This is a genomic window from Micromonospora pattaloongensis (assembly GCF_900107255.1).
GTDB lineage: Bacteria > Actinomycetota > Actinomycetes > Mycobacteriales > Micromonosporaceae > Micromonospora_I > Micromonospora_I pattaloongensis.
The window spans coordinates 417,498-441,390 of sequence record NZ_FNPH01000003.1 but is presented as its reverse complement, the minus strand read 5'-3'; the positions used below and the strand labels follow the sequence as shown (position 1 = coordinate 441,390).

The following is a 23,893-nucleotide window of genomic DNA, read 5'->3' as shown; positions in this document are numbered from 1 at the left end:
AGGGAGGCTGTCATGGAAGCTCGGCGCAAGGTGTACGTGGAAGGACCGCGGCCGGATATCCGGGTGCCGTTCGCGGAGGTGGTGCTGACCGGCGACAACCCGCCGGTGCGGCTCTACGACACGTCCGGTCCGGGCTCCGACCCAGAGGTCGGCCTGCCGCCGCTGCGCGGGCCGTGGATCGCCGCCCGGGGTGACGTCGCGCCGGCGCGCGGGGCCGGCACCCCGCTCGCCGGAGACCGCCCCACCCAGCTCGCGTACGCCCGGGCGGGTGTGGTGACGCCGGAGATGGAGTTCGTCGCGGTCCGCGAGGGCGTCTCGCCGGAGCTCGTCCGCGCCGAGATCGCCGGGGGCCGCGCGGTGCTGCCGGCCAACGTCAACCACCCCGAGTCCGAGCCGATGATCATCGGTAACAGCTTCCTCGTGAAGGTCAACGCGAACATCGGCACCTCCGCCGTCACCTCGTCGGTCGCGGAGGAGGTGGAGAAGCTGACCTGGGCGACCCGGTGGGGCGCGGACACCGTGATGGACCTGTCGACCGGCAAGCGGATCCACGAGACGCGGGAGGCGATCGTCCGCAACTCCCCGGTGCCGATCGGCACGGTGCCGATCTACCAGGCGCTGGAGAAGGTCGGCGGCGACCCGGTGAAGCTCTCCTGGGAGGTCTTCCGGGAGACGGTGATCGAGCAGGCGGAGCAGGGCGTGGACTACATGACCGTGCACGCCGGGGTGCTCATGCGGTACGTGCCGCTGGCGGTCGAACGGGTCACCGGCATCGTCTCGCGGGGCGGCTCGATCATGGCGGCCTGGTGCCTGGCGCACCACGAGGAGAACTTCCTCTACACCCACTTCGCGGAGCTCTGCGAGATCCTGGCCCGTTACGACGTCACCTTCTCGCTGGGGGACGGGCTGCGGCCCGGTTCGATCGCCGACGCGAACGACGAGGCGCAGTTCGCCGAGCTGCGCACGCTGGGCGAGCTGACCAAGGTGGCGTGGGAGCACGACGTCCAGGTGATGATCGAGGGGCCCGGCCACGTGCCGATGCACAAGATCAAGGAGAACGTGGACCTGCAGCAGGAGCTGTGCCACCAGGCGCCGTTCTACACGCTCGGTCCGCTGACCACCGACATCGCGCCCGCGTACGACCACATCACCTCGGCGATCGGCGCCGCGATGATCGGCATGTTCGGCACCGCGATGCTCTGCTACGTCACGCCGAAGGAGCACCTCGGGCTCCCCGACCGGGACGACGTGAAGGCCGGGGTGATCGCGTACAAGATCGCGGCGCACGCGGCGGACCTGGCGAAGGGGCACCCGGGGGCGCAGGCCTGGGACGACGCGCTGTCGAAGGCGCGGTTCGAGTTCCGCTGGGAGGACCAGTTCAACCTCGCGCTCGACCCGGAGACGGCGCGGGCGTACCACGACGCCACCCTGCCGGCCGAGCCCGCGAAGACCGCCCACTTCTGCTCCATGTGCGGCCCGAAGTTCTGCTCCATGAAGATCACTCAGGAGCTGAAGGAGTACGCCGACCGCGGCATGCGGGCGAAGTCCGAGGAGTTCGTGGAGTCCGGCGGCCGGGTGTACCTGCCGCTGGCCTGACGCCGTCGGGCGTGCCGCGTCCGCCGCGCCGCGGACGCGGCACGCCCGTCCCAAAACGCTTCCCAACATGTGGTCGGATGCTCGGGTGAGCCCGCGCACGGGTTCGGCGGAACCGGCCGCATTTGTGCAGTTCATCGAGGCGTAAAAAGTATGTCGCGGTGCCCGTCGTCTCCGATGCCCGTTTCGGGGGCTCACCCCCCGCCCGGTCGAGGCTTCCGCAACCGCTGCGGCGTCTGGTGAAATCGCGGCCGTGCCGCGAGCGGACCGGCGCCGGGAACGGGTCGCAGGCGTAGCGGCCGTCGTCCCGCGGCGAGCGGAACAGCCGCACCTCGACAAGGAGACCACCCCGCATGAACAGGGCACCGTCGGCAATGCAGGACATGGGCTGGCTGCTGAGCAACTTCGCCGACAGCGTGGCGGGCATCGCGCACGTCATCGCCGTCTCCGCGGACGGACTTCTGCTGGCCGCGTCCCGCGACCTGCCGCAGGACCGCGCCGACCAGCTCGCCGCCATCACCTCCGGCGTGGTCAGCCTCACCGATGGCGCGTCCCGGATGTTCAGCGCCGGCGGGGTGCTGCAGACCGTCATCGAGATGGACAGCGGCTACCTGTTCCTGATGTCCATCAGTGACGGCTCGTCGATGGCCGTGCTCGCCGCGCGGAGCTGCGACGTCGGCCAGGTCGGCTACGAGATGGCGCTGCTGGTCGACCGCGTCGGCGCCGCGCTCTCCCCGCTGCCCCGAGAGGCCGTCGGTAGCTGATCGACCGGATCGGCGCGGGTGTCACTCCACCCTGAGCCGGTAGCCGCGTTTGATCACGGTCTGCACGACGCCCGGTGTGCCGAGCCCCGCCCGCAGCCGCGCCACCGCCATCTCCACCGCGTGCTCGTCCGCGCCGCGCGGCAGCGTACGCAGCAGGGCCGAGCGGGACAGCACGCGCCCCGGTGCGCCCGCGAGCGCCCGCAGCACGGCCATCGGGCCGGGCGCGAGCGGCCGGAGCTCCCCGTCGACGACCGCGGCGTGCCCGCGCAGCGTCAACAGGTGTCCGCCGGCCTTCAGCGTGAGCGCGCGCCGGGGAAGCTCCTCGACGAGGGCGCGGACCAGGGTGCCCAGCCCCGCGTGCGTGGGGGTGGCCACCGGCACCCCGTGACCGCGCAACGGCGCGGCCGTCACCGCCCCGACGCCCGCGGCCAGGACGTCGGAGCGGAGCGCGTCGAGCAGCGGCCCGGTACGCGGACCGGCGGCGTCGAGCAGCGCGGTCACCGCGGGCGCGGAGGTGAACGCGACCGCGTCGACGAGCCGGCCGGTGATCAGGTCGACGAGCCGGTGGAGCGGCGCGGGATCGGTCGGCGGCCCCCACCGGTAGACCGGGACCTCGACGACGGTGGCGCCGGCCGCGGTGAGCGCCGCGGTGGACTCCGGCTGCGGGTCGCCGTGCAGCTGTACCGCCACCCGCTGGCCCGCGAGGCCACGCCGCCGGAGGTGCTCCACGATCTCGTCGCAGGTCTCCGACTCCGGCGACCAGCCCTCGTGCAGCCCGAAGGCGCGCAGCGCGCTGCGCGCCTTCGGGCCGCGGGCGACGATGTGGGAGCCGGAGAGCGCGGCCCGCAGCGGCTGGGCCACCCCCCACGCCTGCGCCGCCTCGAACCACCCGCGCATCCCGATCCCCGTGTTCGCGATCAGAATGTGCGGCGGCGTCTCCAGGCAGGCCCGGGTGCCCGCCCGGAGCCCCGTGTCGTCGGGGAGCGGGACGATCCGCAGCGCCGGGGCCAGCACCACGCGGGCGCCGAAGCGCTCCAACGACGTGGCGAGCTCGTCGCGCCGGCAGCCGGCGGTGACACCGACGGTGAAGCCGGAGAGCGGGTGCGTCCTCACCATGGGCGGCCCTGCCTCCGCCGTACGGGCCGTCCGGGTCGGGGTCGCGGCGTCGGGCACCGGGTCGGAGCCGGGTGCTGCGTCGTCGCATCCGCACCGCCTGTCATGTCCGAAGCGTGCCGTGAGTCGGTTTCGGCGCCGGATCCCGACTGTTTCGGGCCTGCTACGAGCGCCTCACACCGCCGGCAGCGCCCTCGTTTTGACCCTCGACCGGGCAAGCGGGTATCGTTGCCTGCTGTTGTGCGACAGCTGAAGGCGTGCTCACCAATCGGGTACGCTTGTCGTTCGTGCGCGTCTGGTGACCGACGCGCGACCCCAGACCGACGACGAGACAAGGTAAACCTGTGCGTACGTACAGCCCGAAGCCGGGTGAGATCGAGCGTCAGTGGCACGTGATCGACGCTTCTGACGTCGTGCTGGGCCGTCTGGCCACCCACGCCGCCACGCTGCTCCGTGGCAAGCACAAGCCCACTTTCGCGCCGCACGTCGACACCGGTGACTTCGTCATCATCGTGAACGCCGGCAAGGTGGCGCTGACCGGCAACAAGCGGCAGACCAAGATTGCCTATCGGCACTCCGGATACCCGGGCGGCCTCAAGCGGGTCGGCTACGAGGAGTTGCTGACCAAGCGGCCGGACCGGGCCATCGAGCTCGCCGTGAAGGGCATGCTCCCGCACAACAAGCTGGGTCGTCAGCTCATCAAGAAGCTGAAGGTCTACGCCGGTGCCGAGCACCCGCACGCCGCGCAGCAGCCGGTGCCGTTCGAGATCAAGCAGATCGCGCAGTGAGCGCGGGCGAAGGAAACAGCATGACCGACACCATCGCGCCCAGCTCGGCCGAGATCGCCGAGTCCGAGGTTCCCGCCGCCGCTCCCGCGCCCGTCGTGCGGGCTCCGCGGGGCGACCGGCCGATCCAGACCGTGGGCCGCCGCAAGGAGGCCATCGTCCGGGTGCGGATCGTGCCCGGCACCGGGAAGATCACCTGCAACGGCCGGGAGCTCGAGGCGTACTTCCCGAGCAAGGTGCACCAGCAGCTCATCAAGGAGCCGCTGCTGACCGCCGAGAAGGCCGAGGCCTTCGACGTCATCGCCAACCTCCGTGGCGGCGGCACCACCGGCCAGGCCGGCGCGCTGCGGCTGGGCATCGCCCGGGCGCTCGTGGCCAACGACGGTGACGACCGTCCGGCGCTGAAGAAGGCGGGCTTCCTGACGCGGGACGCGCGCGTCAAGGAGAGCAAGAAGTACGGCCTCAAGAAGGCCCGTAAGGCGCCGCAGTACTCGAAGCGCTGACCAGCAGCATTTTGTACGTCTGACGAACGGCCGGTCCGCCCCCACGACGTGGTGGCGCTCCGGCCGTTACGTTTCCACGCAACAGCTTCTGCACGATCCTCGCAACAGCGTCTGCACGGAGGTGGCACGGATGGGTCGGCTCTTCGGCACCGACGGGGTACGTGGTCGAGCGAATGTCGACCTCACCCCCGAGTTGGCGTTGGCGGTGGCCGTCGCGGCCGCGCACACCCTCGCCGAGGTCGACCGGAGCCATCCGCCGCTGGCCGTCGTCGGGCGGGACCCCCGGGCCAGCGGCGAGATGCTCGAGGCCGCGGTGGTGGCCGGGCTGGCGAGCGCCGGTGCCAACGTCGTCCGCGTCGGCGTCCTGCCGACCCCGGGGGTGGCGTACCTCGTCGGCGAGACCAAGGCCGACCTGGGTGTGATGCTCTCGGCGTCCCACAACCCGATGCCGGACAACGGCATCAAGCTCTTCGCCGCCGGCGGGCACAAGCTCCCCGACGAGATAGAGCTGAAGATTGAGGCCGCGATCGAGGCGAACGCGGCCGCCGCGTGGAACCGTCCCACCGGCGCCGGCGTGGGGCGCGTGCACGACCTCCTCGACGGCGCCGACCACTACGTGCAGCACCTCGTCGGATCGGTGTCGCACCGGCTCGACGGTCTGAAGGTCGTGGTCGACTGCGCCAACGGCGCGGCGTCCGACATCGCGCCGGTCGCGTACCGCGAGGCCGGCGCCGAGGTGATCGCGATCCACGCGGAGCCCGACGGCCTGAACATCAACGACGAATGCGGCTCCACCCACCTCGACGTCGTCCGGGCCGCGGTCGTCGAGCACGGCGCCCACCTCGGCATCGCCCACGACGGCGACGCCGACCGGTGCCTCGCGGTGACCGCCGACGGCGAGGAAGTCGACGGCGACCAGATCATGGCGATCCTGGCGCTCGCCATGCGCGACGCCGGCACCCTCACCGACGACACCCTCGTCGCCACCGTGATGAGCAACCTCGGGCTGCGGCTGGCCATGTCCAAGGCCGGCATCCGGCTGCTGGAGACGAAGGTCGGCGACCGGTACGTGCTCGAGGAGCTCCGCGCGTCCGGCCTGGCGCTCGGCGGCGAGCAGAGCGGACACGTCGTGATGCCGGCGCACGCCACCACCGGCGACGGGGTGCTGACCGGGCTGCACCTGATGGCCCGGATGGCCGAGACCGGCAAGTCGCTGGCCGAACTCTCCTCCGTGGTGACGAAGCTGCCGCAGGTGCTGATCAACGTGCCGGTCGGCGACCGCTCCGCGGGCGCCGCCGCACCGGCGGTGCTCGCCGCGGCGGAGCAGGCCGAGGCACAGCTGGGCGGGACCGGCCGGGTGCTGCTGCGCCCGTCGGGCACCGAGCCGCTGGTGCGGGTGATGGTCGAGGCGCGGACGGTCGAGACCGCCCGCGAGGTCGCCGAGCGGATCGCGCAGACCGTGCGGGAAGCCAGCCCCGTCCCGGTCTGACCGGGCGTGATCGGCGGAGGGCTCAGCTGGCGCGCAGGCGCCGTACCGCCTCGTCGAGCACCTCGGGGCGCTTGCAGAAGGCGAACCGCACCAGCCGGCGCCCCGCGTCCGCGTCGTCATAGAACACCTGCGTCGGCACCGCCACCACACCGCAGCGCGCCGGCAGCGACCGGCAGAACTCCACGCCGTCGTCGCCGCCGAGCGCCGTGATGTCGGCGGTGACGAAGTAGGTGCCCTCGGAGCGCAGCACCGCGAAGCCGGCGTCGGCGAGCCCCGCGGTCAGCCGGTCGCGGCGCGCCTGCAGTCCGGCCCGGAACTCCTCGAAGTAGCTGTCGGGCAGGGCGAGCGCGACCGCCACCGCCGGCTGCAGCGGGGCGCCGTTGACGAAGGTCAGGAACTGCTTCACCCGCAGCACGGCGGAGACGAGAGCGCGCGGACCGCTCGCCCAGCCGATCTTCCATCCCGTACAGGAGAAGGTCTTGCCGGCGGACGAGACCCGCAGCGTGCGCTCGCGCATCCCGGGCAGCGTCGCCAGCGGGATGTGCGGGCCGGACGCGTCGGTGAACACGAGGTGCTCGTAGACCTCGTCGGTGACGGCGTACACGTCGTGCTCCCGGCACAGCCCGGCGATGAGCGCGAGTTCGCCGGCGGTGAAGACCTTGCCGGTCGGGTTGTGCGGCGAGTTGAGCAGCACCAGCCGGGTACGCGGACCGAACGCGGCCCGCAGCTCGTCGGGGTCGAAGCCGAACCCGCCGTCGTCGGTCGGCCGCAGCGTGACCGGCCGCCGCACCGCGCCGGCGAGGGCGACCGAGGCGGCGTACGAGTCGTAGTAGGGCTCGAAGCAGATCACCTCGTCGCCGGGCTCGCAGAGCGCGAGGATCGCCGCGGCGATCGCCTCGGTGGCGCCGGCGGTGATCAGCACCTCCCCGTCGGGCTCGTAGTCGAGGCCCCAGAACCGGCGCTGGTGATCGGCGACCGCGCTCCGCAGTGCCGGGATGCCCGGACCGGGCGGGTACTGGTTGTGGCCGTCGGCGAGCGCCGCGGCGGCCGCCGCGAGCATCTCGGCCGGCCCGTCCGTGTCCGGGAAGCCCTGCCCGAGGTTCACCGCGCCGGTCCGGGTTGCGAGCGCCGACATCTCCGCGAAGATGGTCGTGCCGAACGGGCGCATCCGGTGGACCAGGGGATCGGCGTCGGTCGTCGTCACGTCCGTCAGCCTAGCCGCGTTCCCGAGCGGCACGTCCGGTCGCCCGTGTCCGCTCGGTCGGGTCCCGTTCTGCCGCGAGCCGGGCGAAATGATGTCCGATTGATTCCCGGCTTCGGCCTATCGATCACCCGGTGTGCTTGATAAGCCGACTTTCGAACACCCGCGTTGCGCGATTTTCGGTTAGGCTGCGGGCCATGTGTGGAATCGTGGGATACGTTGGCGCCCGGCCGGCCCTGGGCATCGTGTTGGACGGACTGCGGCGGCTGGAGTACCGGGGATACGACTCGGCGGGCGTCGCGATCGTCTGCGGCGACGAGCTGCGCACCGAGAAGCGCGCCGGCAAGCTGGCCAACCTGGAGAAGGCGCTCGGCGACGAGCGGTTCTCCGCCGCGGACCGCGGCGCCGGTTCCGCCCCCGGCATCGGTGACGGCACGACCGGCATCGGCCACACCCGGTGGGCCACCCACGGCGGCCCCACCGACCGCAACGCCCACCCGCATGTCTCCGCCGACGGCCGGGTCGCCGTCATCCACAACGGCATCATCGAGAACTTCGCGAAGCTCCGCGCCGAGATCGAGGCCGACGGCGTCGAGTTCGTCAGCGACACCGACACGGAGTGCGTCGCGCACCTGCTCTCCGCCGCCCTCGCCGACCTGCGTGCCAGCGGCGAGCCGGAGGGCCCGCAGCTGCTCGCCGCCGCCATGCGGCGGGTCTGCCAGCGGCTGGAGGGCGCCTTCACGCTGCTCGCCGTCGACGCGGCGCTGCCGGACGCGGTGGTCGGCGCCCGGCGCAACTCCCCGCTCGTGGTCGGCCGCGGCGTGGGTGAGAACTACCTGGCCAGCGACGTGTCGGCGTTCATCGAGCACACCCGCGAGGCCGTCGAGCTCGGCCAGGACCAGGTCGTCCTGATCACCGCGGACGGGATCGAGATCAGCGACTTCGCCGGCCAGCCCGCCACCGGCCGCGACTTCCACATCGACTGGGACGCCTCGGCCGCCGAGAAGGGCGGCTACGACTACTTCATGCTCAAGGAGATCGCGGAGCAGCCGCAGGCGGTCGCCGACACGCTCCTCGGCCGACTGACCGAGGCCGGCGAGATCGTGCTCGACGAGGTGCGCCTCAGCGATCAGGACCTGCGCGACGTGGACAAGATCTTCATCGTCGCCTGCGGCACCGCGTACCACTCCGGTCTGGTCGCCAAGTACGCGATCGAGCACTGGACGCGGATCCCCTGCGAGGTCGAGCTCGCCAGCGAGTTCCGGTACCGCGACCCGGTGCTCGACCGTTCCACCCTGGTCGTGGCCATCTCGCAGTCCGGCGAGACCATGGACACCCTGATGGCGCTCCGGCACGCCAAGGAGCAGAAGGCCCGCGTGCTGGCGATCTGCAACACCAACGGCTCCACGATCCCGCGCGAGTCCGACGCGGTCCTCTACACGCACGGCGGGCCCGAGATCGCGGTCGCGTCGACCAAGGCCTTCCTCACCCAGCTCGTCGCCTGCTACCTGATCGGACTGCACCTCGCCCAGGTCCGCGGCGTCAAGTACGCCGACGAGGTCTCCGCGGTCGTCAACCAGCTCCAGGAGATGCCCGACAAGCTCCGTCAGGTGCTGGCCGCGATCGAGCCGGTCCGCGAGCTCGCCCACGAGCTGCGTACCGCCCCGCAGGTGCTCTTCATCGGCCGGCACGTCGGCTACCCCGTCGCGCTGGAGGGCGCGCTGAAGCTCAAGGAGCTCGCGTACATGCACGCCGAGGGCTTCGCGGCGGGCGAGCTCAAGCACGGTCCGATCGCGCTGATCGACCAGGGGACGCCGGTCGTCTGCGTCGTCCCCTCGCCCGCGGGCCGAGGGGTGCTGCACGACAAGATCGTGTCGAACATCCAGGAGATCCGGGCGCGGGGCGCCCGCACGATCGTGATCGCCGAGGAGGGCGACGAGGCGGTCGTGCCCTACGCCGACGATCTGATCTACGTCCCGCGCACGCCGACGCTGCTCGCGCCCCTGGTCACCACCGTGCCGCTGCAGGTGCTCGCCTGCGAGATCGCGGCCGCCCGTGGGCACGACGTCGACCAGCCGCGCAACCTGGCGAAGTCGGTGACCGTCGAGTGAGCTGAGCCCGATCGACCGGGGCCCTGCCGGCGCGCGCACGCGCCGGCAGGGCCCCGATTGTTTGCGCGCGCCGGCCCGCCGGCTCCGTCATCGTGCGCCGAGCACGACCCGGGCCATGCCGTCCAGCGCGGGATTGCCGGGCTCCCAGTAGCCGACGTGGCCGCGCGGCGCCCCGCCGAAGACCCGCGCACCGAACTCCGCAGCCGTGGGATCACGCCCGAACCACAGCTGATCGTCGGGCTCGGTGAGCGCCAGCAGCGGAGGACCGAGCACCGCCACCCGGAGCAGTTGCCGCGGGCCCGCGAGCCGGATGACGTCGTTGCCCGCCGTGCTCGACCACACCTCACCGGCGGGCATGTGGAGATCGGTCGCGCGGTCCACGCCGACGCCGGGCGAGCCGACGAAGACCAGACTGTCGGCGGCCAGCCCGTGATCGCGGGCGGTCGCGCCGACCACGAGCGAACCGTAGCTGTGCCCGAGCACCGTCTGGTGCGCCGGCGGACCCTCGTGCGTCGCCCGCAGCCCCTCCTGGAAACGGTGCAGCGCCGGGCCGGCGTCGTGCGCCTGGGACGCGCGCGACGCCTCGCCGATGAAGTCCGGCGCGTCATAGTCCAGCCACAGCACCGCCGCCGTCCGCTCGGCCGGCCCGAGCTCCGCGCAGCGCGCCGCCACCCGGTACGCGCGGTCGAGCTCGCCCGCCACGCTGGGCAGGTCGGACGTCATGCCGGGCACATAGGTCAGCACGTTCGCCGCCCGGTCCGGGTCGCCCACCGACACGATCGCCCGCCCGTCCCCGGCGGCGCTCAACCCGAGCAGGTACGCGCGCGGCCCGCCGTCGTGCGTCAGCCGCGCCTCGATCGCGTCGAGCCCGGCCAGTAGCCCGTCCACCCGGGCCAGCCGGCCGTACCGGATCGGCCGCTCGGCGAGCGCCGCCGCGCGTCGCTGGTCCAGCCGCGCCCGCTCCTCGGCGAGCAGCAGCCGGTTCGCCTGGTCGCGGGCGCGGACCGGAACCCCGTCCAGGGACCCGACCAGCGCCGTCTCGTGCCGGATCAGCCAGCGCCGCTCGGCCGGGGTCAGCCCGTCCCACCAGCGACGCACGCCCGCCGGATCGGCCCCGGCCGGCGGACGCGACCCGGTCGGGTGCGCGACCCACCCCTGCGCGGCGGCCGTGGTCAGCGCGCTCAGCTCGCGCGCGGCCGTCCGGTCCGCCGCGGTCGCGACGTCGAGCGCGGCACGGATCTGTCCGGCGACCCGGCGTGCGCCGGCCAGGGTCGGTCCGTCCGGGCGGGCCAGCGCGGGGTCGACGGTGACACCACCGCGCCGATCGACCAGCACCCGCATCCGGTCCGCGGCGGCGACCGCCGCCTCCAGCATCGCCCTGGCCCGCGCCAGCTCCGCGCCGAGCTCCGCGAGCACCTGGTCGACCGCCACGAACGCGAGCCGGCTCCCGTCGACCCGGTCCCGCAGCTCGGTGACGCGCCGCCGCGCGGCGCCGCCCGCCGGACCCGACCACCGCGTGCGCAGCGCGGCCGTCGTCGAGTCGAGCTCCGCGCAGCGGGCGCCGATCACGGCGTCGGCCCCGTGCCAGGCCGCCCCGGCCGCCCGCCACGCGGTCGGATCGGCCGCCCAGAGCTGCTCGTACGTGATCACGACCGGCCCCGCGCTCCGTCGCGCCCCCGCGATCCGGTGTCGCTCACCGCAGCGCCCGCGTCCGCCGGGCAGCCCGGTCGTCGGCCGCCTCGTACTCACCGGCCGCCGCGCGCAGCCGCGCACCGGTGTCGAGCGCCTCGCCACCGAGCCCGCCGAGGTGGGCGTGCATCGCCGCCGCCAGGTCGTGCAGCGCGGTCGCCGCGTGCCATCCGGGGGCCTCGACGGTCAGCCCCGGCCGCGTGCGTAGCCCGTCGGCGAGGCGGTCGCCGGTATCGGCGAGCGCGGCGGCGCCGCGCCGCACGGCGCCCGGGTCGACCTGGATCGGATCATCGCGCATCGGAGAACCTCCACCGGAGATCGATGCGTCGACGCTAGGTGCGCGGCGCCGAGCCGAACCACCCCTGTGGACAGCGGGGAGTCCGGCGTACGCCCGGGTTGTCCACAGCCATTGCCCCGCGCGCCCCGGCGGCCTACCCTGCGCTGCCCCCGCCGACCGCTAGGCTGGGCCGGTGATCGTGGCAGTCGGCATCGACGTCGTTCTGGTCGACCGGTTCACCCGCGCGCTCGAGCGCACCCCGCTGCTGGCGGACCGACTCTTCACCGAGGCGGAGCGTGCCACCGGGTCGGGCAACCCGCGGTCGCCCGAGTCTCTGGCCGCCCGGTTCGCCGCCAAGGAGGCGGTGGCCAAGGCGCTCGGCGCGCCGGCGGGTCTGCGCTGGCACGACTGCGAGATCGTCTCGGACCCGGACGGGCGGCCCTGGCTGACGGTGTCCGGCACGGTCGCCGCGGCCGCCACCGAGCGCGGCATCAACCGGTGGCATCTGTCGCTCTCCCACGACGGTGGGATCGCGTCCGCGATGGTGGTGGCGGAGCGGTGAACGGCGCACGGGGCGAGGTGGCGGCATGAGGCCGGTGTGGCGGGTCGCGGACGTACGGGCGGCCGAAGAGGCGCTCATGGCGACCCTGCCGCCCGGCACGCTGATGCAGCGCGCCGCCGCCGGGCTCGCCCGCCGCTGCGCGCTGCTGCTCGCCGACGACGGCGGGGTGTACGGCGCCCGCGTGCTGCTGCTGGTCGGGGCGGGCAACAACGGCGGCGACGCGCTGTACGCGGGTGCCCGGCTGGCCGGTCGCGGCGCCGCCGTCGCCGCGCTGCTGCTGGCCCCGGAGCGGGTCGATGCGGACGCGCTGGCGATGCTGCGCGCGGCCGGCGGGCGGGTCGTCGGCGAGCCGCCGACCGGGATCGACCTGGTCGTTGACGGGATCGTCGGGATCGGCGGGACGGGTGGGCTGCGACCGGCCGCGGCGGCGATCGTCGCGCGGCTGGCGCAGTTGCGCGGCCGGACCGGCCGGCGGCCGCCGGTGGTCGCCGTGGACGTGCCGAGCGGCGTCGACGTCGACACCGGCAACGTCGACACCGGCGACGTGCCGACGGCGGGGGAGCCGGACGGCGGCCCGGCGCTGCCCACGGCCGTCACCGCGGATGTCACCGTGACGTTCGGCTGCCTGAAACCGGCGCTCGCGGTCGGGGCGGCCGCGGGGCTCGCGGGCCACGTCGAGGTCGTCGACATCGGGCTCGGTCCGTGGTTGCGCGCGGCGCCGGCGCTGCACGTGCCGGAGTGGGACGACGTGGCCGGGTGGTGGCCGCGGCTGGGCCCCGACTCCGAGAAGTACACCCGGGGCGTGGTCGGGATCTCCACCGGCTCCGCGACGTATCCGGGCGCCGCGGTGCTCTCCGTGGGCGGCGCGGTTGCCGGCCCCACCGGCATGATCCGGTACGCCGGCAGCGCCGCGGCGCAGGTGCTGCAGCACTACCCGTCCGTGATCGCGACCGACCGGGTGGCGAACGCGGGCCGGGTGCAGGCCTGGGTCTGCGGATCGGGGCTCGGCGGCGGCGAGGCGGCGGCCACCGAGCTGCGCTCGGTGCTGGCGACTCCGCTGCCGGCGGTGCTGGACGCGGACGCGCTGACTCTGCTGGTCGACGGCGCGATGGCCGATCAGCTCCGGGACCGCGTCGCTCCGATCGTGATCACGCCGCACGACCGGGAGTTCGCCCGGCTCGCCGGCGAGGCGCCCGGCGGCGACCGGGTCGGCGCGGCGCTCAAGCTGGCCGCGTGGATGCGGGCGACGGTGCTGCTCAAGGGGGACCGGACGGTCGTGGCCACGCCGGACGGGCGGGCCTTCGCGAACCCGACCGGCACCCCGGTGCTGGCCACCGGGGGCACCGGCGACGTCCTCGCGGGGCTGTTGGGGTCGTTGCTCGCCGCCGGGCTGCCGCCCGAGCGGGCCGCGCTGGCGGCGGCCTACCTGCACGGCCTGGCGGGGCAGGAGGCCGCGCGGCAGGGGCCGGTGACCGCGTCGGAGGTGGCGGCGGCGCTGCGTGCGGTGGTGCCGGTGTGACCGTCGGTCGCGCCCGTCGCCGGCCCGGTGGGCGGGGCCGGTGGCAAGGTCGATCAGTAGGCTGGCCTCATGTGGCAGGCTGAGGTGCGGGTTGATCTCGACGCGATCCGCGACAACGTCGCCCGGTTGCGTGCCGGTACGAGCGCCGAGTTGATGGCGGTGGTCAAGGGCGACGGCTACGGGCACGGCATGATCCCCTCCGCGCGGGCGGCGCTGGACGCCGGCGCCGACTGGCTGGGGGTCTGCACCCTCGACGAGGCGCTCACGCTGCGCCGGGCCGGTATCACCGTCCCCGTGCTCGCCTGGCTGCTCGCCCCCGGCCTTCCGCTGCACGAGGCGGTCGCGGCCGACGTCGACCTCGGGGCGGGGAGCCTCGGCCTGCTGCACGAGATCATCGCCGCGGCGCAGCGGGCGGCGCGGCCGGCGCGCGTCCACCTCAAGATCGACACCGGGCTGTCCCGCGGCGGGGCGACCCCGCAGGACTGGCCGGCGCTGGTCGAGGCCGCCGCCAAGGCGCAGAGCGACGGCACCGTCGAGATCGTCGGCGGGTGGAGCCACTTCGTCTACGCCGACGCCCTGGGACATCCGACGATCGACCGTCAGCTCTCGGTCTTCCACGACGCCCTCGAACTCGCCGCCCGCGCCGGCGTCCGCCCGCGCTACCGCCACATCGCCAACTCCGCGGCCACGCTCACCCGCCCCGACTCGCATTTCGACCTGGTCCGGCCCGGGCTGGCCGTCTACGGGCTCTCGCCGGTGCCCGGGGAGACCTTCGGGCTGCGGGCCGCGATGACCGCCCGGGCGCGGGTCATGCTGACCAAGCGCGTCCCGGCCGGCGCCGGCGTGTCGTACGGGCACACCTACGTCACCGACCGGGAGACCACCCTGGCGGTCGTGCCGCTCGGCTACGCCGACGGCATTCCCCGGCACGCCTCGAACATCGGCCCGATCCAGTTGGCGGGGCGGGTGCGCCGGATCGCCGGGCGGGTCTGCATGGACCAGGTGGTCGTGGACTGCGGCGACGACCCGGTCACGGAGGGGGAGATCGCGACGCTCTTCGGCAGCGGCGCGCACGGTGAGCCCACCGCCGACGACTGGGCCGCCGCGCTCGACACCATCAACTACGAGGTGGTCACCCGGTTCGGCAGCCCGCGGGTGCCGCGCGTCTACGACGGCGAGCGGACATGACGTCGCCCACCGGCCGGCCCAGGGGCCGGGTGCGGACCCCCCGCCCGGGAGCCGCCCGCAAGGCCGGCATCGTCGGGGCCGTGTTCGGCCTCGCCGCCGCCGGGCTCGCCGCCGGGGTGGCGGTGGAGCGGGCGGTCGTGCGCCGCTCCAAACGCGGGATCGGCGACCGGTACGCGGACGAGAAGTTCGGTGAGCTGCCGTACGACGAGTCCTGCGTGGTGACCACGGCCGACGGCACCGACATCCACGTCGAGATCGTGGAGCCCGCGCGCGGGACGGAGCTGGAGACCGGGGTCGCCGAGCGTGTGACGGAGCCGTCGGGCGCGCAGCCGACCATCGTTTTCGTGCACGGCTTCTGCCTCGACATGGGGACCTTCCATTTCCAGCGCGCCGAACTGGCCCGCCGCGGGGAGTTCCGGATGGTCTTCTACGACCAGCCGGGGCACGGCCGTTCCAGCAAGCTGGAGACCGGGGAGTACGAACTGCCGGCGCTCGGCGAGACGCTGCGCGCGGTGATCGACGAAACCGTGCCGGACGGCCCGGTGATCCTGGTCGGCCACTCCATGGGCGGCATGACGATCATGGCGTTCGCGGAGCTCTACCCGGAGATGTTCGACGACCGGGTCGCCGCCGTGGTGCTGATGGCAACGTCCGGCGGCCTGGTCGAGCAGGCCAAGTTCGGGCTGCCGGCGCTGATCAGTCGGGTCGGGGGGCCGCTGTTGCCGCTGGTCAACAACGCCACCCGGCTCACCGGCCCGATGATCGACCGGGCCCGGGGGGCCGCCTCGGACCTGGCCTGGCTGCTCACCCGGCGGTACGGGTTCGGCGATCCGCGCCCGAGCCCGGCGCTGGTCTCGTACGTCGAGCGCATGAACTCGCACACGTCCGTCGACACGGTCGCCCGTTACCTGCGGACGCTGTTCACCCACGCGCGCTACCCGGCGCTGGTCGCGCTCCGCGACACCCCGACGCTGGTCATCGTCGGCGACAAGGACATGATCACGCCGGTGACGCACTCGGAGGAGATCCTGCGGCGGCTGCCGGACGCCGAGTTCGTGAAGGTGCCCGACAGCGGGCACGTGGTGATGCTCGAACACGCTGACGAGGTCAACGCGGCGCTCGTCGAGTTCCTGGAGAAGATAACGAGATGACTACCGCGGTGGAGCTGCCCGCGCTGGAGGACACCCACGCGTTCGGCGACCGGCTCAGCCGGCTGCTGCGCGCCGGTGACCTGCTCGTGCTGACCGGCCCGTTGGGGGCCGGCAAGACGGCGCTGGTGCAGGGCATCGGCGCCGGCCTGGCCGTACAGGGGGACATCACCTCGCCGACGTTCGTGATCGCGCGGGTGCACAAGCCGGACCCGGCGCGCGGGGGGAGCCTGCCGCTCGTGCACGCCGACGCGTACCGGCTGGGGGCGGCGAGCGACCCGCGGGCCGAGATCGACGACCTCGACCTGGACGCGTCCATGGACGACGCCGTCACGGTCGTGGAGTGGGGCGAGGGGATCGTCGAGCAGCTCGCCGACGCCCACCTGCGGGTGCACATCGACCGGCGCGACGACGACTCCCGGCTGGTGCGGCTCGAGCCCAGCGGCGGCGACTGGGCGGAGCGGCTCGCGGCGCTACGGTAGGAGCCGCGCTGTCGGACCCGCCCCCTAGAGTGCGGCCACCGACCACGATCCGCGAAAGGCCCCCCATGCCGCACGACGCCCCCGCCCTCGACCTGCCGGCGCTGCTGCCGTCGGCCTGGGCCGCCGTACTCCGGCCGCACCTGGACCCGGACCGCACCGCCGAGCTGGGCCGGTTCGTTGCCGCCGAGTACGCCGCGCACACCGTCTACCCGCCGGTCGAGGACCTGCTGTCGGCGTACCGGCTCTGCGCCCCGCAGGACTGCCGCGTGCTGATCCTCGGCCAGGACCCGTACCACCGCGCCGGTCAGGCGCACGGGCTCAGCTTCAGCGTCCGCGACGGCGTCCGGATCCCGCCGTCGCTGCGCAACGTTTTCAAGGAGCTCGCGGAGGATGTCGGCGTGCCGGCGCCACGCAGCGGCGACCTCACCGGCTGGGCCGCGCAGGGGGTGCTGCTGCTCAACGCCGTGCTGACCGTGCGCGAGGGCAACGCCAACTCCCACGCCGGCAAGGGCTGGGAGGCGTTCACGGACGCGACGATCAAGGCGCTCGACGCGCGTGACACGCGCGTCGTGTTCCTGCTCTGGGGCGGTTACGCGCGCAAGAAGCGGGACCTGATCACCAATCCGGCGCACGTGGTGCTGGAGGCCGGGCATCCGAGCCCGCTCAATCCGCGCGGCTTCCTCGGCAGCCGGCCGTTCAGCGCCGCCAACAAGGCGCTCGCCGATGCCGGCCTCCCCACCGTCGACTGGGATCTTTCGGTCGGCTGACGCGGTCACCCGGGTGACCCGCCGCGCTGCCGGCGATACCGGTCGAGCAGCGCGGCGGCCCCGACGTCGGCGATCTCCACCTCGGTCAGCGGCACCACGGGGTAACTCCGGCCGCCGTGCCGCACCTCGATGTGCTCCGGCAGCGCGTCGCCGAATCGCGCCCGAAGCTCGCCCACCATGGTCTGCCAGCGGTGCGCCCCGGGCTCGGCCGGATCCAGCGCCAGGTAGCCGAACTCCTGCCACTTCTCGTTCCACCGGTGCGCGTACTTGGCCGTGAGCCAGTCCGTGAGCCGGTCCGCGTACGGCCAGGTCAGCGCCATCTGCACCGCATCGACGGGGAGCGGCGCGCCCTGCAGCAGCGCCGCGGTGGCGCCGTCCAGCACGAACGGGATGGCGGGAAACGCGTCCAGGAGCTTGTCGATCCCGGCCTCGGCGATCCGGTCCGACACCGACGCCGCGGCCAGCTCGGCGATCGCCGCGTCCAGCTGTGCGTCGAGCGGTTCGAGCCCGACGGTCAGCTGCACGTCCATCGCCATCAAGAGCCGCTCGAGCATCCGCAGACTCGGCTCCCGGTCTCCCCGCTCGATCCGCGCGATGGCTGCCTGACTCGTACCGGCCCGCGCCGCGAGCTGCGCCTGCGTGAGTTCGAGCGCCTCCCGCTGCCGACGCAACGTCGTCGCCACCAACGTGGTCAGTCGACTGGTCGTCACACGCGGATTGTTGGCGTGTCCGTTCGAGCGGTATACCGCACAGTCATAAATATGCCTCTCCGGTATACGGCGCGGAGAACGCATTGCACCCGGAGCGCTCGCGGACCGTCGGCGCGCTCCGGTTAGGGTGCATACGTGCTCGTACTGGTGGTGGATTCCTCGACCCCGGCCGTGACCGCAGCGGTCGCGGAGGTCACGGCGGACGCCGTCGCGCTGCGCGCCGAGCGGCGTTCTGTCGATGCCCGCGCCCACGGGGAGCTGCTCGCCCCCGCCGTGCGCGAGGTGCTCGCGGAGGCCGGGGCGGGGCCGGGGGAGTTGACCGCCATCGTCGCCGGCCTGGGACCCGGGCCGTTCACCGGGCTGCGCGTGGGTCTGGTCACGGCGGCGAGCATGGGCCAGGTCCTCGGCGTGCCCACGTACGGCGTCTGCTCGCTCGACGCTCTCGGTCTGGCGGCGACGCGCGGGCTCGACGCGAGCGCCGCGCCGGACGGCGAGGCCGCCGGCCGTGTGCTGGTCGCCACGGACGCGCGCCGCCGGGAGATCTACTGGGGGGTGTACGCCGCCGGCCGCCGCGTCACCGAGCCCGCCGTGGACGCGCCCGCGGCGGTGGCGGCCCGGGCCGCCGAGTTCGCGGCCGGCGCCGCGGTGGGCGAGGGCGCCCAGCGGTACGCCGACGTGCTCGCGCTGCCGGTGCGGCCGGAGCCGTGCTTTCCGCCGGCCGACGCCCTCGCCGCGCTCGCGGCCGACCGCGTCCGGGCCGGTGCGCCGAGCGAGCCCCTCACCCCCCTCTACCTGCGCCGGCCCGACGCGGTGGCGCCGACCGCCCGCAAGCCGGTCCTGCCGTGACACTGAGCCGGTTCCGGTGGTGGCACATCGATGAGGTGCTGCCGATGGAGGCCGACCTGTTCGGCCCGGAGCAGTGGTCGGCGGCGATGTTCTGGAACGAGCTGGCCGCCGGGCACTTCTACCTGGTCGCCCTCGACGACGCCGGTGCCGTGGCCGGCTACGCCGGGCTCGCTGTACAGCCGCCGGCGGAGGCGTGGGTGCAGAACATCGCCGTGCGGCGCGACGCCCAGCGCGCCGGGGTCGGCCGGGCGCTGCTGGAGGCGCTGCTCGCCGAGGCGGCGCGCCGCGACGTCCGGTCGACGCTGCTGGAGGTGGCGGTGGACAATGCGCCCGCGCAGAAGCTCTACGCCCGGTACGGCTTCGAGCCGGTCGGGATCCGTCGCGGCTACTACCAACCCAGCAACACCGATGCCCTGGTGATGCAGCGCCAGACCGGAGCGATGCCTCATGACTGACGAACCACTGGTCCTCGGAATCGAGACCTCCTGCGACGAGACCGGGATCGGGATCGTGCGCGGGCACACCCTGCTCGCCGACGCGATCGCGTCCAGTGTGGACGAACACGCGCGGTTCGGCGGCGTCGTGCCCGAGGTCGCCAGCCGCGCGCATCTCGAGGCGATCGTCCCGACCATGCAGCGGGCGCTCGACGACGCCGGGGTCAGCCTCGCCGACATCGACGCGATCGCGGTCACCGCCGGCCCCGGCCTGGCCGGCGCGCTGCTCGTCGGCGTCGCGGCCGCGAAGGGGTACGCGCTCGCGGCGGAGAAGCCGATCTACGGGGTGAACCATCTCGCCGCGCACGTCGCCGTGGACACCCTGGAGCACGGCGCGCTGCCGGAGCCCGCGATCGCCCTGCTGGTCTCCGGCGGGCACTCCTCGCTGCTGCTCGTCGACGACCTCGCGCACGGCGTCACGCCGCTGGGCGCGACGATCGACGACGCCGCCGGCGAGGCGTTCGACAAGGTCGCCCGGCTGCTCGGGCTGCCGTTCCCCGGCGGGCCGCCGATCGACCGGGCGGCGCGCGAGGGGGACCCGGAGGCGATCGCCTTCCCGCGCGGGTTGACCGCCCCCAAGGATCTGGCGGCGCACCGCTTCGACTTCTCCTTCTCCGGTCTGAAGACCGCGGTGGCGCGCTGGGTGGAGGCGCGGCAGCGCGCGGGCGAAGCGCTGCCGGTCGCCGACGTCGCCGCGTCGTTCCAGGAGGCCGTCTGCGACGTGCTGACCGCGAAGGCGATCGACGCGTGCCGGGCCCAGGGGATCGGCACGCTGGTCATCGGCGGCGGCGTCGCGGCGAACTCGCGGTTGCGGGCGCTCGCGGAGCAGCGGGCCGAGAAGTACGGCATCCAGGTCCGGGTCCCGCGCCCCAAGCTGTGCACCGACAACGGCGCGATGGTCGCCGCGCTGGGCTCGCATCTCGTCGCCGCGGGCGTCGCGCCCAGCCGGCTGGATCTGCCCGCGGACTCCGCGATGCCGTTGACGATCGTGAGCGTGTAGTGTCCGGCGACGTGATCGTCCGGATGTGGGAGGTGCGCGCGGAGCCGTACGGTTTCGCGGAGCTGATCACGTGGGTCTGCGACACCGCGCTGCCGGAGCTCGAGCACAGCCCGCTGCACATCTCCAGCGAGGTCTTCTCGTCCGCCGACAACCGGCTGGTCGTGATCTCCAAGTGGCGGAGCAGTCCCGTGCCGCTCCCGGACCCGCCCGCGACCCTGGTGGCCCGCCCACCGCACGTCTGGGACTTCACCCAGGTCGACCGCTGACGGCTACGCGCCCCGCCGACCTCAGGGGGCGGCGTCGAGCGGGTCGGACAGGAGCTGTTCGAACGCCAGCTCGGCCGCGCCGAGCAGCGCCGCGTCGTCGCCGAGCTTCGGGGTCCGCAGCCGCACGTGCTCCCGGCAGGCGGCGAGCGCCATCGCGTTCAGCCGGCTGCGTACCTGCGCTGCGGAGGCGATGTAGACGTGCCGCAGCGTGCCGCCGAAGATGACCGTGTCCGGGTTGAAGATGTTGACCAGGTTGGCGACGCCGAAGCCGAGCCAGTCACCGACCTGCCGTACGGCCGCCTGCGCCATGGCGTCCCCGCGCGCGGCCGCGTCCACCACCGTCAACACCGCGTCCGGTCCGGACAACCGCTCCCGCCCGGCCGCGCGCAGCAGCGCGTGCTCGCCGATCTCGCTCTCCCAGCATCCCCGCGATCCGCAGCCGCAGCGCTGTCCGGCGGGGTTGACCGCCATGTGGCCGACCTCGCCGCCGTACCCGCCGTGCCCGCTGAGCGGCCGGCCGCCGGCGATGATGCCCGCCCCGATGCCGACATCGCCGTAGACGTAGATCAGGTTGTCGGAATCGACGGCAACGCCGCGGACGTGTTCGGCGAGCGCGGAGAGGTCGGCGACGTTCCCGACCGCGAACGGACGGTCCCAGCCGAGTTGGGCGCTCAGTACGTCGGCGACCGGCTCGTCGGACCAGCCGGTGTTCGGGCTGAGCCGCACCATGCCGTCCTCGCGCCGCACCATGCCGGCGACCGCGACGCCACCTCCGACGTAGACGGAGTCGAGCGGCACCGACTCGTGCATCTCCTTGACGAATGCGGCGAGCAGGGGGACGGTCTCGACGATGCCGAGGCCGCGCGGACGGGTCATCCCACGCTGGTCGAGCAGCCTGCCGCCGAGCCCGACCCGGGCGGCGCGCAGCTGGTCGACCCCGATGCTCAGCGCGTACGCGTACACCCGGTCGGACTCGGGCCGGACGACCAGCGACGGCCGTCCGGCCCGGCCGGTCTCCCGGGGCGCGCCCTCGCGGACCAGCCCGGCGGCGGCGAGGTCGGCGGTGAGGGCGCCGATGGTGCTGCGGTTGAGCCCGAGCGTGCTGGTCAGCTCCGTCCGGGTGGTGGCCCCGTGGACGTGCACGTAGCGGAGGAGAGCGCCGAGGTTCTGCCGCCGGACCTCTTCCTGGCTCGGCCCTGCCCGCATCGCTCCTCCCTCCGCTACGCGACGTCCACGACCTACCGGTTGCCGGTCGCGGCCGCCCGTCGCCGGGACAGCGCGTCGACGCCGGCCGCCAGCAGCAACACGGAGCCGGTGACGGTGAACTTCACGCCAGAGCTGGCGTCCATCAGGCCCATGCCGTTGTCGATCACGGCGACGACCGCGCCGCCGAGGATCGCATCCAGCACCCGGCCCTTGCCACCGAAGAGGCTGGTGCCGCCGATCACAGCCGCGCCGACCGCGTAGAGCAGGACGTTGCTGCCGCCCGTGTTGGCGTCGACCGAGTTGCCGCGGCTGGCCGCCACGATGCCGCCGACGGCGGCCATCGAAGAGCAGATCACGAAGACGGAGATGCGGATCCGGTCGACGTTGATCCCGGCCCGGCGCGCCGCCTCCTTGTTGCCGCCGACCGCGTAGACGTGTCGGCCGTACGCGGTGCGCTGCAGCACGAAGGTCCACACGACCAGCAGGGCCACGATGATCGGCACCACGATCGGGACGCCCTTGAGCGACGAGATCAGGGTGTTGATGCTGCGCTCAAGGTTGAGGATGTAGACCGCCACGCCGGCGATCACCGCCACCGCGGCGATCCGGAACAGCACCACGCCGGTCGGGTCGGTGGCCAGGCCGCGGCGGCTGCGGTTGCGGTGGCGCAGCAGCTGCACGGCCGCGTACCCGCCGACCCCGACGGCGGCCAGCGCCCAGCCGAGCGCCGTCGGCAGGTTCCGGTTCGCGATCGCGACCAGTGCCTCGTCTCGGACGGAGATGTTGGTGCCGCCCTTGATCAGCAGCAGCACGATGCCCTGGAAGGCGAGGAACGCGGCGAGCGTCACGACGAAGGACGGGATACCGATCTTCGCGACCAGGAAGCCGAGCACGAAACCGATCAAGGTGCCCGTGGCGATCGCCGCGAGCAGCGCGACGTACCAGGGCAGACCCTGCAGCGTGACCAGGACCGCGAGCACCGCGGCGCAGACGCCGCTGGCGAAGCCGGCGGAGAGGTCGATCTCGCCGAGCAGCAGGACGAAGACCAGGCCCATCGCGATCAGCGTGACCGCGGCGCCCTGGGTGAACAGGTTGGCGAAGTTGCCGGCGGAGAAGAACGCCGGACGCACGATCGAGAAGACCGTGCAGAGCACGAGCAGCCCGAGGATGGCCGGCAGCGCGCCGAGGTCGCCGCCGCGGAGCCGGGCGACGTAGTCGCGCACGTGTTCACCGACCGTCCGGGTGGGCGCCGCGATGGTCTGCTGTGGGGCCGGGGAGGTGGTCGGGGCGCTCATTGCGGGGCTCCAGGGGTGACGGTCACGGCCTGCTCGGCGCCGTTCTCCGCGCCGTTCTCGGGCGGGAGGCCGAGGTCGCCGCTGCGCCCGGCCGTGATCAGTTCGACGATCTGGGAGTGGTTGATCTCCGACGCCTTCACCTGGGCGGCCATCCGGCCGAGGTAGAGCGCGGCGATCCGGTCCGAGACGGCGAAGACGTCGTTCATGTTGTGCGAGATGAGCACGACGGCGAGGCCGCGGTCGGCGAGCCGCCGGACCAGCTCGAGCACCTGCGCGGTCTGCGCGACGCCGAGCGCGGCGGTGGGCTCGTCGAGGATGACGAGCTTGCTGTTCCAGAGGACGGCCTTGGCGATCGCGACCGTCTGGCGCTGGCCGCCGGAGAGGCTGGAGACGTGCTGGCGCAGCGACTTCACGGTGCGCACCGAGAGCCCGGCCAGCGTCTCGCCGGCCAGCTGCTCCATCGTCGCCTCGTCGAGGACGATGCCGTTGCGCTTCTCCCGGCCGAGGAACATGTTCTGGACGATGTCGAGGTTGTCGCAGAGCGCGAGGTCCTGGTAGACGACCTCGATACCGAGCCCGGCCGCGTCGCGCGGGCCGTTGACCGTCACGGGCTGGCCCTCGAAGAAGAACTGACCGCCGTCGGTGGGGTAGATGCCGCTGATGCACTTGACGAGGGTGGACTTGCCCGCGCCGTTGTCGCCGACGAGGGCGGTCACCTCGCCGGGATACACGGCGAAGTCGACGTTTCGCAGGACCTGGACGGGGCCGAAGCTCTTGTCGATCCCGCGCAGTTCCAGAAGAGGTGTCGCGGACACGGATGTGTCTCCTTTACGGGTGTCCGGTCGAGTGGTCCGTCGGGCCTGTCCACCGTCGGTGCGCGCCGCC

The 23,893-nt window shown here is 73.5% G+C and carries 24 protein-coding genes; 16 read left to right on the top strand and 8 right to left on the bottom strand.

Annotation, left to right across the window (positions count from 1 at the left end):
- The first annotated feature begins 12 nt into the window (after window positions 1-12).
- Together thiC and BLW47_RS11430 are read left to right on the top strand one after the other, a co-directional pair.
- The gene (gene thiC / locus BLW47_RS11435) at window positions 13-1,596 is read left to right on the top strand and encodes a phosphomethylpyrimidine synthase ThiC (RefSeq protein WP_091555362.1); all 1,584 of its coding nucleotides are present in this window, start codon (window positions 13-15) and stop codon (window positions 1,594-1,596) included.
- Between the two features lie 350 nt (window positions 1,597-1,946).
- On the top strand, window positions 1,947-2,357 hold the full coding sequence (locus tag BLW47_RS11430; RefSeq protein WP_091555360.1) for a roadblock/LC7 domain-containing protein: 411 nt from the start codon (window positions 1,947-1,949) through the stop codon (window positions 2,355-2,357).
- Window positions 2,358-2,378: 21 nt separating this feature from the next.
- On the opposite strand, the gene BLW47_RS11425 is transcribed toward BLW47_RS11430, so the two are convergent.
- On the bottom strand, window positions 2,379-3,473 hold the full coding sequence (locus BLW47_RS11425) for a uroporphyrinogen-III synthase (protein ID WP_091555358.1): 1,095 nt from the start codon (window positions 3,471-3,473) through the stop codon (window positions 2,379-2,381).
- Between the two features lie 341 nt (window positions 3,474-3,814).
- Between BLW47_RS11425 and rplM the strand changes: the two genes are divergently transcribed.
- The 3 genes from rplM to glmM all read left to right on the top strand — a co-directional run bounded on the left by rplM (window position 3,815) and on the right by glmM (window position 6,247).
- Window positions 3,815-4,258, top strand: coding sequence for a 50S ribosomal protein L13 (gene rplM / locus BLW47_RS11420; protein ID WP_091555355.1), 444 nt, complete (start codon window positions 3,815-3,817; stop codon window positions 4,256-4,258).
- Between the two features lie 20 nt (window positions 4,259-4,278).
- Window positions 4,279-4,758, top strand: coding sequence for a 30S ribosomal protein S9 (rpsI, locus tag BLW47_RS11415; protein ID WP_091555353.1), 480 nt, complete (start codon window positions 4,279-4,281; stop codon window positions 4,756-4,758).
- A gap of 130 nt (window positions 4,759-4,888) precedes the next feature.
- On the top strand, window positions 4,889-6,247 hold the full coding sequence (gene glmM / locus BLW47_RS11410; protein WP_091555351.1) for a phosphoglucosamine mutase: 1,359 nt from the start codon (window positions 4,889-4,891) through the stop codon (window positions 6,245-6,247).
- Window positions 6,248-6,269: 22 nt separating this feature from the next.
- On the opposite strand, the gene BLW47_RS11405 is transcribed toward glmM, so the two are convergent.
- On the bottom strand, window positions 6,270-7,451 hold the full coding sequence (locus BLW47_RS11405) for a pyridoxal phosphate-dependent aminotransferase (protein ID WP_091555349.1): 1,182 nt from the start codon (window positions 7,449-7,451) through the stop codon (window positions 6,270-6,272).
- 194 nt (window positions 7,452-7,645) lie between these two features.
- Between BLW47_RS11405 and glmS the strand changes: the two genes are divergently transcribed.
- The gene (gene glmS / locus BLW47_RS11400; RefSeq protein ID WP_091555347.1) at window positions 7,646-9,559 is read left to right on the top strand and encodes a glutamine--fructose-6-phosphate transaminase (isomerizing); all 1,914 of its coding nucleotides are present in this window, start codon (window positions 7,646-7,648) and stop codon (window positions 9,557-9,559) included.
- Window positions 9,560-9,646: 87 nt separating this feature from the next.
- Here the strand turns inward: glmS and BLW47_RS11395 are convergent, their stop codons facing one another.
- Window positions 9,647-11,209 (bottom strand): alpha/beta hydrolase, encoded by a 1,563-nt coding sequence (locus tag BLW47_RS11395; protein WP_245736581.1) that lies wholly within the window; start codon window positions 11,207-11,209, stop codon window positions 9,647-9,649.
- 43 nt (window positions 11,210-11,252) lie between these two features.
- Entirely contained in the window at window positions 11,253-11,546 is a 294-nt protein-coding gene (locus BLW47_RS11390; protein WP_091555345.1) for a type VII secretion target, read from the bottom strand.
- Window positions 11,547-11,718: 172 nt separating this feature from the next.
- Between BLW47_RS11390 and BLW47_RS11385 the strand changes: the two genes are divergently transcribed.
- From BLW47_RS11385 to ung, 6 genes are all read left to right on the top strand, one after another.
- Window positions 11,719-12,087 carry a holo-ACP synthase gene (locus tag BLW47_RS11385; RefSeq protein ID WP_091555343.1) on the top strand — a complete coding sequence of 123 codons (369 nt, stop codon included), beginning with the start codon at window positions 11,719-11,721 and terminating at the stop codon, window positions 12,085-12,087.
- Window positions 12,088-12,112: 25 nt separating this feature from the next.
- On the top strand, window positions 12,113-13,606 hold the full coding sequence (locus BLW47_RS11380; protein ID WP_091555341.1) for an NAD(P)H-hydrate dehydratase: 1,494 nt from the start codon (window positions 12,113-12,115) through the stop codon (window positions 13,604-13,606).
- Between the two features lie 69 nt (window positions 13,607-13,675).
- A complete protein-coding gene (gene alr, locus BLW47_RS11375) occupies window positions 13,676-14,794 on the top strand; it encodes an alanine racemase (protein WP_091555339.1) in 1,119 nt (372 codons plus the stop codon).
- Complete coding sequence (locus BLW47_RS11370; protein WP_091555337.1) at window positions 14,791-15,945, top strand: alpha/beta fold hydrolase; 1,155 nt, start codon at window positions 14,791-14,793, stop codon at window positions 15,943-15,945. Before alr ends, BLW47_RS11370 begins: the two co-directional genes overlap by 4 nt.
- Entirely contained in the window at window positions 15,942-16,424 is a 483-nt protein-coding gene (gene tsaE / locus BLW47_RS11365) for a tRNA (adenosine(37)-N6)-threonylcarbamoyltransferase complex ATPase subunit type 1 TsaE (RefSeq protein WP_091555335.1), read from the top strand. Before BLW47_RS11370 ends, tsaE begins: the two co-directional genes overlap by 4 nt.
- Before the next feature lie 65 nt (window positions 16,425-16,489).
- Entirely contained in the window at window positions 16,490-17,191 is a 702-nt protein-coding gene (ung, locus tag BLW47_RS11360; RefSeq protein WP_091555333.1) for a uracil-DNA glycosylase, read from the top strand.
- Window positions 17,192-17,196: 5 nt separating this feature from the next.
- Here the strand turns inward: ung and BLW47_RS11355 are convergent, their stop codons facing one another.
- Window positions 17,197-17,901, bottom strand: coding sequence for a helix-turn-helix domain-containing protein (locus BLW47_RS11355; RefSeq protein ID WP_091555331.1), 705 nt, complete (start codon window positions 17,899-17,901; stop codon window positions 17,197-17,199).
- 135 nt (window positions 17,902-18,036) lie between these two features.
- Here BLW47_RS11355 and tsaB point away from each other — a divergent pair, with 135 nt between their 5' ends.
- The 4 genes from tsaB to BLW47_RS11335 are packed head-to-tail and all read left to right on the top strand — an operon-like array spanning window position 18,037 to window position 20,507.
- Window positions 18,037-18,747: a tRNA (adenosine(37)-N6)-threonylcarbamoyltransferase complex dimerization subunit type 1 TsaB gene (tsaB, locus tag BLW47_RS11350; protein ID WP_091555329.1), complete on the top strand. Its 711-nt coding sequence runs from the start codon at window positions 18,037-18,039 to the stop codon at window positions 18,745-18,747.
- The gene (gene rimI, locus BLW47_RS11345; protein ID WP_091555327.1) at window positions 18,744-19,202 is read left to right on the top strand and encodes a ribosomal protein S18-alanine N-acetyltransferase; all 459 of its coding nucleotides are present in this window, start codon (window positions 18,744-18,746) and stop codon (window positions 19,200-19,202) included. The genes tsaB and rimI overlap by 4 nt, the downstream gene beginning before the upstream one ends.
- Window positions 19,195-20,241, top strand: coding sequence for a tRNA (adenosine(37)-N6)-threonylcarbamoyltransferase complex transferase subunit TsaD (tsaD, locus tag BLW47_RS11340; RefSeq protein WP_091555325.1), 1,047 nt, complete (start codon window positions 19,195-19,197; stop codon window positions 20,239-20,241). Before rimI ends, tsaD begins: the two co-directional genes overlap by 8 nt.
- A gap of 11 nt (window positions 20,242-20,252) precedes the next feature.
- On the top strand, window positions 20,253-20,507 hold the full coding sequence (locus BLW47_RS11335; RefSeq protein ID WP_091555803.1) for a hypothetical protein: 255 nt from the start codon (window positions 20,253-20,255) through the stop codon (window positions 20,505-20,507).
- Window positions 20,508-20,528: 21 nt separating this feature from the next.
- Here the strand turns inward: BLW47_RS11335 and BLW47_RS11330 are convergent, their stop codons facing one another.
- The 3 genes from BLW47_RS11330 to BLW47_RS11320 are packed head-to-tail and all read right to left on the bottom strand — an operon-like array spanning window position 20,529 to window position 23,823.
- Complete coding sequence (locus BLW47_RS11330; protein ID WP_091555324.1) at window positions 20,529-21,713, bottom strand: ROK family transcriptional regulator; 1,185 nt, start codon at window positions 21,711-21,713, stop codon at window positions 20,529-20,531.
- A gap of 32 nt (window positions 21,714-21,745) precedes the next feature.
- Window positions 21,746-23,008: a sugar ABC transporter permease gene (locus BLW47_RS11325; RefSeq protein WP_091555322.1), complete on the bottom strand. Its 1,263-nt coding sequence runs from the start codon at window positions 23,006-23,008 to the stop codon at window positions 21,746-21,748.
- On the bottom strand, window positions 23,005-23,823 hold the full coding sequence (locus tag BLW47_RS11320) for an ATP-binding cassette domain-containing protein (RefSeq protein ID WP_091555321.1): 819 nt from the start codon (window positions 23,821-23,823) through the stop codon (window positions 23,005-23,007). Before BLW47_RS11320 ends, BLW47_RS11325 begins: the two co-directional genes overlap by 4 nt.
- Window positions 23,824-23,893 lie beyond the last annotated feature (70 nt).